At 74.2% G+C, this 12967-nt stretch carries 12 protein-coding genes; 2 read left to right on the top strand and 10 right to left on the bottom strand.

Annotated features, from left to right (window positions below):
* Window positions 1-157: 157 nt before the first annotated feature.
* From ACFYWQ_RS20710 to ACFYWQ_RS20740, 7 genes are all read right to left on the bottom strand, one after another.
* Entirely contained in the window at window positions 158-1117 is a 960-nt protein-coding gene (locus ACFYWQ_RS20710; RefSeq protein ID WP_389518267.1) for a pyridoxal-phosphate dependent enzyme, read from the bottom strand.
* Window positions 1118-1208: 91 nt separating this feature from the next.
* Window positions 1209-2639 (bottom strand): CAP domain-containing protein, encoded by a 1431-nt coding sequence (locus ACFYWQ_RS20715; protein WP_389518268.1) that lies wholly within the window; start codon window positions 2637-2639, stop codon window positions 1209-1211.
* 149 nt (window positions 2640-2788) lie between these two features.
* The gene (locus ACFYWQ_RS20720; protein WP_389518269.1) at window positions 2789-4114 is read right to left on the bottom strand and encodes a serine hydrolase domain-containing protein; all 1326 of its coding nucleotides are present in this window, start codon (window positions 4112-4114) and stop codon (window positions 2789-2791) included.
* 297 nt (window positions 4115-4411) lie between these two features.
* On the bottom strand, window positions 4412-4765 hold the full coding sequence (locus ACFYWQ_RS20725) for a UBP-type zinc finger domain-containing protein (RefSeq protein ID WP_389518270.1): 354 nt from the start codon (window positions 4763-4765) through the stop codon (window positions 4412-4414).
* Window positions 4762-6258 (bottom strand): ATP-binding protein, encoded by a 1497-nt coding sequence (locus ACFYWQ_RS20730; protein ID WP_389518349.1) that lies wholly within the window; start codon window positions 6256-6258, stop codon window positions 4762-4764. Before ACFYWQ_RS20730 ends, ACFYWQ_RS20725 begins: the two co-directional genes overlap by 4 nt.
* 11 nt (window positions 6259-6269) lie before the next feature.
* Window positions 6270-7946, bottom strand: a complete 1677-nt coding sequence (locus tag ACFYWQ_RS20735; RefSeq protein ID WP_389518271.1) for an FAD-dependent oxidoreductase — start codon at window positions 7944-7946, stop codon at window positions 6270-6272.
* 156 nt (window positions 7947-8102) lie between these two features.
* Window positions 8103-8456 carry a VOC family protein gene (locus ACFYWQ_RS20740; RefSeq protein ID WP_389518272.1) on the bottom strand — a complete coding sequence of 118 codons (354 nt, stop codon included), beginning with the start codon at window positions 8454-8456 and terminating at the stop codon, window positions 8103-8105.
* A 71-nt stretch (window positions 8457-8527) separates the two neighbouring features.
* Here ACFYWQ_RS20740 and ACFYWQ_RS20745 point away from each other — a divergent pair, with 71 nt between their 5' ends.
* The gene (locus tag ACFYWQ_RS20745; RefSeq protein ID WP_389518273.1) at window positions 8528-9400 is read left to right on the top strand and encodes a universal stress protein; all 873 of its coding nucleotides are present in this window, start codon (window positions 8528-8530) and stop codon (window positions 9398-9400) included.
* A gap of 49 nt (window positions 9401-9449) precedes the next feature.
* Here ACFYWQ_RS20745 and ACFYWQ_RS20750 read toward each other — a convergent pair whose 3' ends face one another.
* The 3 genes from ACFYWQ_RS20750 to ACFYWQ_RS20760 all read right to left on the bottom strand — a co-directional run bounded on the left by ACFYWQ_RS20750 (window position 9450) and on the right by ACFYWQ_RS20760 (window position 12175).
* Window positions 9450-10685, bottom strand: coding sequence for a DUF4032 domain-containing protein (locus ACFYWQ_RS20750; RefSeq protein WP_389518274.1), 1236 nt, complete (start codon window positions 10683-10685; stop codon window positions 9450-9452).
* 9 nt (window positions 10686-10694) lie between these two features.
* A complete protein-coding gene (locus tag ACFYWQ_RS20755; RefSeq protein ID WP_389518275.1) occupies window positions 10695-11444 on the bottom strand; it encodes an MBL fold metallo-hydrolase in 750 nt (249 codons plus the stop codon).
* Window positions 11445-11545: 101 nt separating this feature from the next.
* Window positions 11546-12175: an alpha-ketoglutarate-dependent dioxygenase AlkB gene (locus ACFYWQ_RS20760; RefSeq protein WP_389518276.1), complete on the bottom strand. Its 630-nt coding sequence runs from the start codon at window positions 12173-12175 to the stop codon at window positions 11546-11548.
* A gap of 146 nt (window positions 12176-12321) precedes the next feature.
* On the opposite strand from ACFYWQ_RS20760, the gene ACFYWQ_RS20765 reads away from it, so the two are divergent.
* Complete coding sequence (locus ACFYWQ_RS20765) at window positions 12322-12951, top strand: TetR/AcrR family transcriptional regulator (protein ID WP_389518277.1); 630 nt, start codon at window positions 12322-12324, stop codon at window positions 12949-12951.
* Window positions 12952-12967: the final 16 nt, after the last annotated feature.

Below are 12967 nucleotides of genomic sequence, written 5' to 3' on the forward strand. Positions count from 1 at the left end.
GCGCAGCCGCCGGTGAACGTCTTGGGACGTTCACCGGGTACCCGCCCGCCGAGCCCGCGACGGCGCTTGGTCCATTCCAATCGTGATGCCCGCCGTGATACCCGCCGCAATGCCGCCGAGGGAATTGCCCGCCCCGGCGCGAAGTCCGGACCGGCGCTCAGCGCAATCCGTGCCGCTCCGCCCAGGACGCCATGTCCGACACCGTCGCGTTGCCCCCGCAGACCACCAGGCCCAGCCGGGCACCGTCCCCCACCCGCCGCAGGACCCGCCGGGCGGCCGGGAGGAGGCATCCGGCGGCCGGCTCGGTCCACACCTTGGCGTGCTCGGCCAGCTCCTGACAGCCCCGCAGGGCCTCCCGGTCCGGCACCACGAGCACATCGGTCACCAGGGCGGAGACGAGGTCGTACGTCAGCGGCGCGACGGTGGGCGCGCTGAGGGTGGAGACGAGGGACGACAGCTCCACCGGCACCGGCCCGCCCGCCGCCAGCGCGGCGGACATCGCCTCCGCGCCCTCGGTCTCCACACCCCAGATCCGTACGTCCGGGCGGCGGGCCCGCAGCGCCGCCGCGACACCGGCGACCAGCCCGCCGCCCCCCACGCTGACCAGCACGTCCGTCAGCTCGTCGGCGTCGTCGGCGAACTCCAGCCCGACCGTGCCCTGACCGGCGACGACCACCGGGTCGTCGAACGGGTGGACCAGCGTCAGCCCTTCGTCCCGCAACCGGTCCACGAGGGAGAACGCCTCGGCCATGCCGTCCGTCAGCCGCACCGACGCGCCCGCCTCCTCGGCGATCGCGACGGCCCGGGCGGGCGCCGACCGCGGCATGACCACGGTGGCCTTGACGTCGAGGGCGGCGGCCATCACCGCCACCGCGATCCCGTGGTTCCCGCCGCTGACCGCCACCACCCCGGCCGCCCGCTCCGCCGCACCGAGCGAGAGCAGTTTCGCCGTCGCCCCGCGCGCCTTGAAGGACCCGGTGCGCTGCAACAGCTCCAGCTTGACCGTGACCGGGACGCCGAGCAGCGCCGACAGGCCGGGGCTGGACAGGGTCGGGGTGCGGACCACGTGCCCGGCGATCCGCTCCGCCGTGGCTTCGATGTCCGTGATGCCGATCAAGGATGACCACCTTTCCGGCGCGCCGGTCCGGGCACGCCCCAGAGCACCCTGGCGCGCGCGACGGACGAGGTCAACCGGAGCCGGCGGGAGGTCAGGCGCCGAAGAGCTGCGTCCAGTACGTGCCCGAGGGGCCGCCGCCCGCGAAGCCGACGCCTATGTGGGTGAAGGCGGGCTTGAGGATGTTGGCGCGGTGACCGGGGCTGTTCATCCAGTCCTCCACGACCTCGGCGGGGGAGCGCTGGCCGCAGGCGATGTTCTCCCCGATCGTCCGCCGGGCGGACCCCGCCGCTGCCGCCCGGTCCCACGGCTGGGTGCCCTCGGGCGAGGTGTGGGAGTAGAAGCAGCGCGCCACCATGTCCACGCTGTGCGCCCGCGCGGCGGCGGCGAGCAGCGGATCGGGGGCGAGGGGCGGCAGCCCGGCGCGCGCCCGCTCGCGGTTGGTGAGGCCGACGACGTCCGCCTCGGTCCGGGCCAGACCGGCCGGTGTGCACGGGCGCGCCCACAGGGCGGTCCAGAAGACGTCGCCGGTCCGCGCGTCCTGGACGTACGCCAGTCCGGTGTGCGTGAACGCCGGGTCGTGCAGGGTGCGCCGGGTGCGGTCGGTACCCAGGCAGTACGTCACGAACTCGGCGGGCGTGCGGGGCCCGGAGACCAGGTGCTCGCCCACGGTGAGGTACCGGTATCCGGTGGCCGTGACCCGTTGGTGGACCGAGACGCCGTCCGGGCCCTCGACGCCGAGGCGTCCGGCGGCGGCCATGGCGGCGGCATGGCCCCGGGCCGCGGAGACCAGCCGGGCGTCCAGCGACACGGCGGGGGAACCGGCCGCGGCGCGGGCCGGGTTGACCAGGGCGAGGAAGCCGTCGGGGTCCGCCGGGGGAGGGGGAGCGGACGGCCGCCGGGACGTGGGGGCGGGCGACGGCTGAGGCGTGCGGGCGGTCGGCGGAGCTGTGCGGGCGGTCGGCTGAGGCGTGCGGGCGGTCGGCGGAGCTGTGCGGGCGGTCGGCTGAGGCGTGCGGGCGGTCGGCGGCGCGGGCGCCGGCTCGTCCTCGGTGACGTCCACGCCGAAGTCCCGTGCGAGGCCCGCCAGCCCGTCGGCGTACCCCTGTCCGAGCGCCCGCAGTTTCCACCCCGTGCCCCGCCGGTAGACCTCCGCGAGCAGCAGGACCGTCTCCTGCCGTGGGGGCGGCGGCACGAACCGGGCGAGCGGGCGGCCGCCCGGGCCGGTGACGTGGAGCGTGGGAAGGGGCAGACGGGCCAGTGGCGCGCCCGGGTCGGCGGCGCTGACGACCACCGTGACCCGGGTGGCGCCGGCCCGCAGCCCGGCCGGGTCCAGGGTGAGCGTGTCGCCGCGCAGGCGGGCCCCCGGGGCCGTCGGCTGGTTGTAGAAGACGAAGTCGCCGTCGCCGCCGACCCTGCCGCTGTCGTCCGTGACCAGCGCGCTGACGTCGAAGGGGCCGGGCACCCGCACGGCCAGGGCACCGCCCGGGAGGGGCACGTTGCCCCCGGGGACCAACTCGCTCATCCCGCCGCCCTGGTGTCGTCGTCCGGCCCCCGTGGGGCCCTGCCCGCAGAACGGCCGGCGGGGCCGGCGGGTTCCCGGCACCATCGGGCCCCGCCCCCGCCTCCGCCCGCCGCGCACCGGGTCACTCGCGCAGGTCGCCGCGCACCGGGTCACTCGCGCACGGTCGCCGGGGCGGTGTCCTCCGCCCGCTCGTGCGGCGCTGCCACCCCCTTGCGCGCCTTCGTGCCGGTCCCGGCCCCCGTTCCGCAGAACGCGGAGTCCAGGGTGCGCAGCATCGTGGCGTGCACGCGCGCGCTGTTGGACGTGTTGGCGAGCGCGCTCAGGCTGCGCCGCCCGTCCGCCGACGCGAACGCGTACGTGTAGTAGCCCTGTACGGCGCCCGTGTGCCCGTACACCGACACCCCGCAGGACAGGTCGCGGCGCCGCAGTCCCAGCCCGTACGCCTGCCCGGTGCCCGCCGGGACCCAGCGCCGCATCTGCTCCAGTCCCTCGGCCGAGGTGAGCTGCCCGCGCAGCACGGCCGAGAGGAAGGTGTTGAGGTCATGGGTGCTGGAGACGAGCGCGCCCGCGCTCTGCGCCCAGGACACGGTCTGCCGGGTGGCGTCGACCAGGGCGGTGGCGGGGGCGTCGGGGGTGAGGTAGCCGCGCGCGTGGGTGCCGGGGATCGCGGTGTCCGGGTGGACGTAGAAGGTGTCGCGCAGCTTCAGCGGCTCGATGATCCGTCGCTGGTACTCGGTGCCCACGGGGTGTCCGGTGAGCTTCTCGATGAGCATCCCGGCGACCACGAAGTTGGTGTTGGAGTAGGAGTAGGCGCCGCCCGGGTCGGTCGTGCGCGCGTGGCGCAGCGAGAGGTCGACCAGCTGACGGTAGGTGAAGACCTTGGTGCGGACCGCCTCGAAGCCCGACACGGTCTGGGCGAACAGGTCGTTGGTGTAGTCGTACAGGCCGCTGCGGTGGCTCAGCAGGTGACGGACCGTGATGCGGTCGTCGGGCAGCAGCCCCGGGAGATGACGGTTGACCGGTGCGTCCAGGGAGAGCTTGCCCTCGTCGACGAGTTGCAGCAGGACGACGGCGGAGAAGGTCTTGGTGACGCTGCCGATCCGGAAGCGGTCGCCGGCGCCGAGCGCCCGGCCCGCGCTCCGGTCGGCGACGCCCACGGTGTACCAGTGGGCGGTGCCGCCGTCGTCGAGCCGTGCCATGGCGCCGGGCGCCCCCTGCTCCGTCGCCGTGCGCAGGACGTCGCGCAGACCGGCGAGGTCCGGCTGCGGCACCCCGGCGGCCGCGGCGGGAGGCGCCGTGGGCCGTGGCTGCGCGGACACGGCGGGCGCCGGGGCCGCCAGGAGGGACAGCAGCGCCACCCCGAGCGCCGTCCCTCCCCGCAGCGCCCGCGCGCCCCTCCCGGCCCGCCGTCCGCGCGGGTCCGTCGCCGACGCGGGAGTCGCTGACGCGGCATCGGTCACATGCATGCGAGGCATCCTTCTTCCGTTCCGTCACATCTCCTCGACCGGCGCACAGTTGACCGTTCGGCGATCACCGTGCGGTGCGGTCGGCCAAGTATGGCCGCAGAAGAGATCAAAAGCGACGATGTCGGCTTTACGTGGACATGCCTCTTTGGTGGGTGTTGCTCAACAGGCGGTGCGCCCGGACTCGGCGGGGGGCCGGGGCGCACACGAGAGACGGCCCCGCCGTCCCGCTGTCATCGGGGCGGCGGGGCCGTCGGGGCCGTCAGGTTCGTCGGGGTGGGGAGCCGGTTCGCGGGGCGCGCGGGGCGGTCAGCCGTGCAGCGACTCCGCCCAGTCCGCGGGCACGCGCCCCGCCGGGCCCGGTGCCGGCTGGTCCACCGGGTGGGAGGCCGGTCCCGCCAGCTCCGGGCCGGACTCGTACAGCTCGTCGCCGTCGTAGTCCCAGAACCACTCCTCGCCCGGTTCGAAGCTGCGCACGAGCGGGTGCCCGGTGGCCTTCCAGTGGGCGGTGGCGTGCTGGGAGGGGGAGGAGTCACAGCAGCCGACGTGGCCGCAGGCCGCGCAGCGCCGCAGGTGGAACCACCAGCCGCCGGTGGCGTCGCACTCGACGCAGCCGGTGCCGCTGGGCGGGACGCTCGGGTCCAGCGCGTCGGTGTCGGTCATACGGGCTCCTCGGTGGTCTCGGGGTCGGCATCGGTACCGGGACCGGTGGCGGTCCCGGGGTCGGTGGCGGTCCCGGGCCGCAGGGCGGTCAGCGGCAGCAGGACCTGGAAGCGGGTGTCGCCCGGCACCGACTCGACCTGGAGGCTGCCGTGGTGCTTGTCGACGACGATCCGCCAGGAGATGTCCAGGCCCAGCCCGGTGCCCTCGCCGACCGGCTTGGTGGTGAAGAACGGGTCGAAGATGCGGCTGCGGATGTCCGCCGGCACACCCGGTCCGGTGTCGCGGAACTCCACCAGCAGCCGGTCGCCCTCCCGGGCGGTGCGCACCGTCAGCGTGCCCTCTCCGCCGGCGCTGTCGATGGCGAAGACGGCGTTGTCGACCAGGTTGGTCCACACCTGGTTGAGCTCCGCCGGGTACGCCGGGACGTCCGGCACCGTGCGGTCGTAGTCCTTGACGACCCGGATGCGCCGCCCGATCTTGCCGGACAGCATCAGCAGCGTGCTGTCGAGGAGTTCGTGGACGTCCACGACCCGGTGGGGGGCGCGGTCGAGCTGGGAGTACTGCTTGGCGGCGTCGACGAGGTGGGAGATCCGGGTGGTGGAGTCGTCGATCTCGTCCATCAGCAGCTCGGTCTCGACGGTGTAGTTCAGCCACCCGACCGCGCCCGGCAGGATGTCCTCGTCCACGGCCGCCGCGACCTGCTCCAGCCACTCCACGTCCAGTCCGGCCTGCACGAAGACCGGCGCGATGCGCCAGCCCTCCTCGATGCCGTGGTCGTCGAGCCAGTCGGTGAGCTCGTCCTCCCGGTCGGAGGCCTCCAGCGGGCTCAACACGGGTGCCTTGGCGACGCGTTCGGCCGTGCGCTCCTGGATGTCGATCAGTTCGGCGAGGGCCTCGCGCGAGTACGGGCCCTGGGCGATCACGGCCAGCTTGCGCCGCATCTTCGCCACCCGCTCGCGCAGCGTGGCGGTGGCCCGTACGGCCGCCGCCGCGGGGTTGTTGAGCTCATGGGTGAGCCCCGCCGACAACGAGCCCAGCGCCAGCAGCCGTTCGCGCTGCCCGATCGCGCGCTGGGTGTTCTTCGACCCGAAGAACAGCCCCTCCAGCAGGTGGGCGGCCATCGGGAACCACTCCTGCATGACGTCCGCGAACGACCGGGCGGGCAGCACGAAGAAGCGGGTCGGCTCGGTCACCCGCATCGAGTTGGTGTAGACCTGCGGCACCCGGTCCCCGAGGTACGCCTGCATGGCCCCCGAGTACACCCCGCGCTGCGAGGTGCGGCTGACCTCGACGTCGTCGCCGCCGACCCGGCGGGAGAGCACGACCGTGCCCTCGATCATCACGTAGAAGCAGGTCGCCGGAGTGCCCTCGGCGTACACGGGCCCGGCCTCGAACCGCTCCACCCGCCCCTCGCGGCACAGCCGTCCGAGCTGCTCGGGGGAGAGCTTCTCGAACAGGAACAGGGAGCCGATCTCCTGCGGGCTGCACGGCATCGTCCGCCCGCTCACGACTGCTCCAGGTACCGGTGGACGAGCATCACGGCCATGGCTCCCTCTCCGACGGCCGACGCGACGCGCTTGGCGGACTCGGCGCGCGCGTCGCCCGCCACGAACACGCCCGGCACGTTGGTCTCCAGGTGGTACGGCGGCCGGTCCAGCTCCCAGTCCGCGGGCGGCCGCCCGTCGGAGGTGAGGTCGGGCCCGGCGAGGATGAACCCGTCGTCGTCCCGCAGCACCGTCCCGTCGAGCCAGTCGGTCAGCGGGGCCGCGCCGATGAAGACGAACAGCCACTGCGCGTCGACGAGTTCGGTGTGCCCGCTCTCGGTGTCGCGCAGCGTCAGCTGCTCCAGGTGGCCGTCCCCGTGCGCGGCGTCGACGACCGTCCTCGGACGCACCACGATGTTGGGCGCCTCGTCGATCTGCTGGATCAGGTAGTGCGACATCGACGCCGACAGGTCCGGCCCGCGCACCAGCAGCGTCACCGACTTGGCGCCCCGGGACAGGTACATCGCCGCCTGCCCCGCGGAGTTGGCGCCGCCCACGATGTACACGTCGTGGCCCTGGCAGGAGGGCGCCTCGGTGAGCGCGGAACCGTAGAACACCCCGCAGCCGGTCAGGTCCTCGGTGCCCGGCGCCCGCAGCTGCCGGTACGACACCCCGGTCGCGAGGATCACGCTGTGCGCGGCGACCGCCGAGCCGTCGGAGAACCGTACGACGCGGGCGGCGCCGTTCACCTCCAGTCCCGTGACCTCGCGCGCGGTGAGGATCTCGGCGCCGAACTTGGTGGCCTGCCGGCGCGCCCGGTCGGTGAGCTGGGAGCCGGACACGCCGTCGGGGAACCCGAGGTAGTTCTCGATCCGGGAGCTCTGCCCGGCCTGCCCGCCGGTCGCCGACCGCTCCACGAGCACCGTGCGCAGCCCCTCGGACGCCCCGTACACGGCCGCGCCGAGCCCGGCCGGTCCGCCGCCGATGACCACGAGGTCGTAGAAGTCGGCCGTCGGCGTCGTCGCCAGCCCGACCCGGGCGGCCAGTTCGGGCGCGTCCGGCTCGACCAGCGGGGTGCCCTCCGGGGTGATCACCAGCGGCAGCCGCCGCCCGTCCGCCCCGGCGGCGGCCAGCAGCCGCCGCCCCTCGGGCTCGTCGGAGGAGTACCAGCGGTACGGCACCTGGTTGCGGGCCAGGAACTCCCGTACCTCCGAGGAGCGCGCCGACCAGCGGTGTCCGACCACCTTCGTGCTGGGCACCGGCCGGTGGTCGCTCGCCCGCCAGGCCGCCAGCAGGTCGTCCAGGACCGGGTAGAGCTTCTCCTCGGGAGGGTCCCACGGCTTGAGCAGGTAGTGGTCCAGGTCGACCACGTTGATCGCGTCGATGGCCGCGTTGGTGTCCGCGTAGGCGGTCAGCAGCACGCGCCGCGCGCCCGGGTGGACGTCCAGGGCCTGTTCGAGGAACTCGATGCCGTTCATCCGCGGCATGCGGTAGTCGGCGAGGATCACGGCCACCGGGTCGCCGCGGAGTTTCAGCTCGCGCAGCGCCTCCAGCGCGGACTCGCCGGACTCCGCGCGCACGATCCGGTACGAGGCGCCGTAGCGGCGCCGAAGGTCACGGGCGACGGCGCGGGAGACTCCCGGGTCGTCGTCCACGGTCAGGATGACGGTCCGCGCTGTCTCGGCGGCCTGTGCCATGTGTCTCCCACCCCGAGTGGTCACGACGTGCGGCACGGCGAGGCCCGCGCCGGCTCCCGCCATCGTATGCGTGATCGTCCGGGTCCGCTGTGGGGGGCCGCGGGGCGTGCGCTCCCGGCACACGCCTGTGCGCCGGGAGGCAAGCGGCGCCGGACGTCAGCCCCGCCGCGCCCCCAGCACGCAGAACTCGTTGCCCTCGGGGTCGGCCAGCGTCACCCAGGTCTGGTCGCCCTGCCCCACGTCCGCCCGCCGGGCCCCCAGGGCCAGCAGGCGTTCGACCTCCGCCTCCTGGTCGACCGGGCGGAAGTCCAGGTGGAGCCGGTTCTTGACCGTCTTGCGCTCCGGCACCGGTACGAACAGCAGGCCCGGCATCCGGTCCGGGGCCGGCCGGATCTCGTACTCCTCGGGAGCGTCGGCGACGGTGACCCAGCCGAGCGCCTCGGCCCACCAGCGGCCCAGCGCCACCGGATCGGCCGCGTCGACGATCACTTGTTCCCATTCCAAGGTCATGCCGGGCAGCGTAGTGAAGACTGGGACCGACGGACCGGTATTTTTTTGCACGACGCAAGGGAGGCGGCGGGATGACGGGCCCGATCACGGCAGGGGTCGACGGGACGGACGAGAGCCTGGCGGCGCTCGCCTGGGCGGCGCGGGAGGCCGTACGGCGGGACCTGGCGCTGCGCGTGGTGCACGCCTGGCGCTTCCAGTCGGCCGCGGCGGCCGAGGTGGCGGACCGGGACGCGCAGGAGCGGTGGGTGCGCGACGGCGTCGAGCGGGCGGTCGCGGAGGTCACCGAACGGCACCCGGGCCTGCCGGTGACGGCCGACGTGGTGGAGGGCGACCCGGTGGAGACGCTGGCCGCGGCCGGCGCGGAGGCGGAGACGCTCGTGCTGGGCTCGCGGGGGCACGGCCGGGTCGTCGGGTTCCTGCTGGGCTCCGTCGGCCAGCAGGTGATCGCCGAGGCGACGCGCCCCGTCGTCCTGGTCCGTGCGGGGGACCGGCCCAGCACCGAGGTGGCCGGGCACGAGATCGTCGTCGGCCAGCACGGCGCGCCCGAGGACAGCGCCCCCGTGCTGCGGTTCGCCTTCGAGACGGCCGCCGCCCGCGGCGCCACCGTCCGTGCCGTGCGCGCCTGGACCCTGCCCCCGGTGTTCTCCTACAGCCCCTCCTCGCTCAAGCTCCTCGACGACGCCGGCGGACTGGAGCCGTACGAGAGGAAGGCGCTGGCCGCGGCGCTTGCGCCGTGGCGGGAGCGCTTCCCCGACGTGCCGGTCGTCGAGCACGTGGAGATCGGCAGCGCCGGGCAGGTGCTGCTGTCGGTGTCGGGGCGGGCCCAGCTGACGGTCGTGGGCCGGCGCGCCCATCGCACCGCGGTCGGCGCCCGCATCGGCTCGGTGGCGCACGGCGTCCTGCACCACGCCGACTGCCCCGTCGCGGTCGTTCCCCACGGGTGACCCGGGTGACCCGGGTGACCCGGGCGACCGGGACACTCCGGTGTCGTCGTCACTCCGGTGTCGTCGGCTCCAGCGTCTCCCGTGCCTTGGGCAGGATCTTCTCGATGTAGTCCGCGACCGCCGTGTCCAGCCCGATGTCGTGCTGCGCCCGCTCCGACAGGTACCAGCGGTGTTCGAGGAGTTCGTGGTAGATCTCCGCCGGGTCCATGGAGCCGCGCAGCTCCACCGGCACGGCCCGCACGGTGGGCCGGAACACGTCCCGCACCCACCGGTGCGCGAGCACCTCGGGGCGGGCGGCCAGGGGGTCGCCGGGCGCGTAGTCGTCCTGGGTCGCCATCCAGCTCTCCAGGTCGTTCAGCAGCCGTCTGGCCTGGTTCTCCTCGGTGTCCAGGCCGGTCAGCCGCAGCAACTGCCGCTGGTGGTGACCGGCGTCGACGACCTTCGGCACGAAGGTGACCGTGTCGCCGGTGGAGGAGTGCTCGATCTGCATCTCGGCGACGTCGAACCCGAGGTCGTTGAGGCGGCGGATCCGCCGCTCTATGTAGTGGTACTTGCCCGCCGGGTAGACCGAGGTGCGGGTCAGCTCCTCCCACAGGCGGTGGTACCGGGCGCAGATCTCCATGCCGAACTCGATCGCGTCCACGGAGGGGTGCAGCGCACCCGACGCCTCCAGGTCGAGCAGCTCGCCGCTGATGTTCACGCGGGCGAGGTCGAGGTCGTAGTCGCGCTGACCGTTGCTCAGCTGCGCGTGCAGGTCGCCCGTCTCGGCGTCGACGAGGTAGGCGGCGTACGCGCCCGCGTCGCGCCGGAAGAGCGTGTTGGACAGCGAGCAGTCGCCCCACGCGAACCCGGCGAGGTGCAGCCGCACCAGCAGCACCGCGAGGGCGTCCATCAGCCGGTGCATGGTCGCCGGCCGCATGGTCGTCTCGAACATCGACCGGTACGGCAGGGAACCGCCCAGGTGCCGGGTCACCAGCACCGGCTCCAGCGGACCGCCCGCACCGTCGGCGCGCCCGGTGACCACGGCCAGCGGGTCGACGGCCGGGATGCCCAGCCGGTCGAGGTCGCGCAGCAGCTCGTACTCGCGCAGCGCCGGGCGCTCGGCCAGTTCCTTGACGGCGATGACCTCCTCGCCGGCGCGGGCGTAGCGCACCACGTGCCGGGAGATGCCGCGGGGCAGCGGTACGAGGACCTCCTCGGGCCACTCCTCCAGGGGGAGGTGCCAGGGCAGTTCCAGCAGGAGGGCCGGGTGTTCCGGGTTGGTGGCGCTGATCTGCAAAGCCATGGCCCGACCTTAGACGGCCCGTTCCCGTGCCCGCTGCGCCGCCTCCCGTACGGAGCCCCGGTGCACCGGCCCGTGCCCGGGCAGCAGGACGTCCGCCGCGAGGTCCTCGATCAGGTCCAGGGACGCCACGGCGCGGGCGCGCTCGTGGTGGAACATGTCGGGCAGCAGCTGCGGCCCCTCGATCCGGGAGGTCGGGTGTCCGCTGACGAGCGCGTCACCGGAGACGACGACGCCGGCGTCCGGCAGGTGGAAGACGGTGTGGCCGTCGGTGTGCCCGGGGGTGTGCACCGGCACGGGCCGGCCGGGCAGGTCCAGCGGGCCGGTGGCGGCCGGGAAGGCCTCCGGCGCGGTGACCGGGTGCTGCTCGGTGCCGCCGGAGCGCAGCGCGTGCACCATCCACGGCAGCACACCGGGGCGCCAGGCGTTGGCGAGCACCTGGCCGACGGAGACCTGCTGGAGGAACTCGCGGCGGGCGTGCGGGACTTCGGCCGGGTGCAGGAACACGGGCGTGCCGTACGCGGCCCGCAGGTGCTCGGCGGAGCCCAGGTGGTCGTTGTGGGCGTGGGTGATCAGCACGGCCGTCACCGCCTCCGGTGAACCGCCCACCGCCGCGAGGGAGTCCAGGACCTGCTGCCGGTCGCCGGGGTAGCCGGTGTCGATGAGGGTGACGGCGTCCCCCTCGGTGAGGATCACCCAGTTGGTGTTGCTGCCGTGCACCAGGTAGGTGCCGTCCGCCACTTGCCGTACGTCTGCCCGCATGTCCGTCCCGTGGGGTGAGGTCCGTGCCCGACGGGGGACAGCAAAGCAGATCAGGGGGTTCGCGCCGACGGCGGGGCGGGACGTCTCCTCCTGCGCGCCTCCTATTGCACGCCGCGCGGCCGGAACTGGACGCTGATGCGCGGGCCCGACGCGCGCGTCGACTTGGGGATGCAGTGCTCCCAGGTCCGCTGGCAGGACCCGCCCATCACGATCAGGTCGCCGTGCCCCAGGGGACGCCGTACCGTGTCGCCGCCGCGCGCGGGGCGCAGCAGCAGGTCGCGGGGCGCGCCCACGGAGAGGATGGCGACCATCGTGTCCTCGCGGGCGCCCCGGCCGATCCGGTCGCCGTGCCAGGCGACGCTGTCGCGGCCGTCGCGGTAGTGGCACAGCCCGGCGGTGACGAAGGGCTCGCCCAGCTCGTCGGCGTAGTGCGCGGTGAGGGCGTCGCGGGCGTCCTCCAGCACCGGGTGGGGCAGGGGGTGGTCCGGCCCGTAGAAGGCCAGCAGCCGGGGCACGGCCACCACGTGGTCGTACATCTGCCGGCGTTCCGCGCGCCACGGCACGTCGGCCGCCAGCCGTTCGAACAGCTGGTCCGAGCCGGTGAGCCAGCCCGGCAGCACGTCGATCCAGGCGCCCAGGCCCAGCACGGTCCGGCGGACCCCGTCGAGGGGGCCGAGGCGCGGTTCGTCGGTCTGGTCGAAGAGGGAGGCCTGGAGGTGGTGCCTGGTCATGGCTCCAGAGTAACTCGGTAATCGAAAATGTGTTCCCAAAGGGGGCGAAGGGAGGTGTGTCCGCGTGACATCCCGCGCGCCCGTTCCCCGCACCTTTCGATACACCGGTGTATCGGATACATTCCCGTATCGAACGGAGGTCCGGCATGGCGGAGGAGCGGACAGCCCGGCGCCCCACCCGGCGCCGCGCACGCACGCGCGCCGAGCTGCTCGACGCCGCCTTCGCGGTGTTCGCCGCCAAGGGCTTCGGACGGGTCTCCATCGAGGAGGTCTGCGAGGCGGCCGGCTACAGCAGGGGCGCCTTCTACTCCAACTTCGGCAGCCTGGACGAGCTGTTCTTCGCGCTCTACCGGCAGCGCGCGGACCTGATCGCCCGGCAGGTCGCCGACGCGCTCGCCGGGGACGGACCCGACCTCGACGTGCCCGCCTCCGTGGACCGCGTCACCGAGGTGCTCCTCCTCGACCTGGACTGGCTGCTGGTGAAGACGGACTTCCTGGTGCACGCCGCCCGCGACCCGGCCGTCGCCCGTGCGCTGCTGGAGCACCGCGCCACACTGCGCGGCGCCGTCGCCGACCGGCTCGCCCGCGCCGGCGGCCGCCGCGCGCTGCCCGCCGTGCTCGGCGACACCGACGCCGCCGCCCGCGCGGTCGTCGCCGCGTACGACGGCGTCACCACCCAACTGCTGCTCGACAAGGACGTGGACGGCGCCCGCGCCTGGCTCAAGCAGCTGCTCACCGCGCTGCTGACCGGCGGCGGACCCCGTACGGACAGCTGACACCTTCAGAGAGAGG

Source organism: Streptomyces sp. NPDC003247 (genome assembly GCF_042888135.1).
Taxonomy (GTDB): domain Bacteria; phylum Actinomycetota; class Actinomycetes; order Streptomycetales; family Streptomycetaceae; genus Streptomyces.

Bases quoted from the DNA above. Each gene is read 5' to 3' on its own strand.
- ACFYWQ_RS20715 (WP_389518268.1), bottom strand. From the start codon at position 2,639: ATGAGCGAGTTGGTCCCCGGGGGCAACGTGCCCCTCCCGGGCGGTGCC.
- ACFYWQ_RS20720 (WP_389518269.1), bottom strand. From the start codon at position 4,114: ATGCCTCGCATGCATGTGACCGATGCCGCGTCAGCGACTCCCGCGTCG.
- ACFYWQ_RS20725 (WP_389518270.1), bottom strand. From the start codon at position 4,765: ATGACCGACACCGACGCGCTGGACCCGAGCGTCCCGCCCAGCGGCACC.
- ACFYWQ_RS20730 (WP_389518349.1), bottom strand. From the start codon at position 6,258: ATGCCGTGCAGCCCGCAGGAGATCGGCTCCCTGTTCCTGTTCGAGAAG.
- ACFYWQ_RS20735 (WP_389518271.1), bottom strand. From the start codon at position 7,946: ATGGCACAGGCCGCCGAGACAGCGCGGACCGTCATCCTGACCGTGGAC.
- ACFYWQ_RS20740 (WP_389518272.1), bottom strand. From the start codon at position 8,456: ATGACCTTGGAATGGGAACAAGTGATCGTCGACGCGGCCGATCCGGTG.
- ACFYWQ_RS20745 (WP_389518273.1), top strand. From the start codon at position 8,528: ATGACGGGCCCGATCACGGCAGGGGTCGACGGGACGGACGAGAGCCTG.
- ACFYWQ_RS20750 (WP_389518274.1), bottom strand. From the start codon at position 10,685: ATGGCTTTGCAGATCAGCGCCACCAACCCGGAACACCCGGCCCTCCTG.
- ACFYWQ_RS20755 (WP_389518275.1), bottom strand. From the start codon at position 11,444: ATGCGGGCAGACGTACGGCAAGTGGCGGACGGCACCTACCTGGTGCAC.
- ACFYWQ_RS20760 (WP_389518276.1), bottom strand. From the start codon at position 12,175: ATGACCAGGCACCACCTCCAGGCCTCCCTCTTCGACCAGACCGACGAA.
- ACFYWQ_RS20765 (WP_389518277.1), top strand. From the start codon at position 12,322: ATGGCGGAGGAGCGGACAGCCCGGCGCCCCACCCGGCGCCGCGCACGC.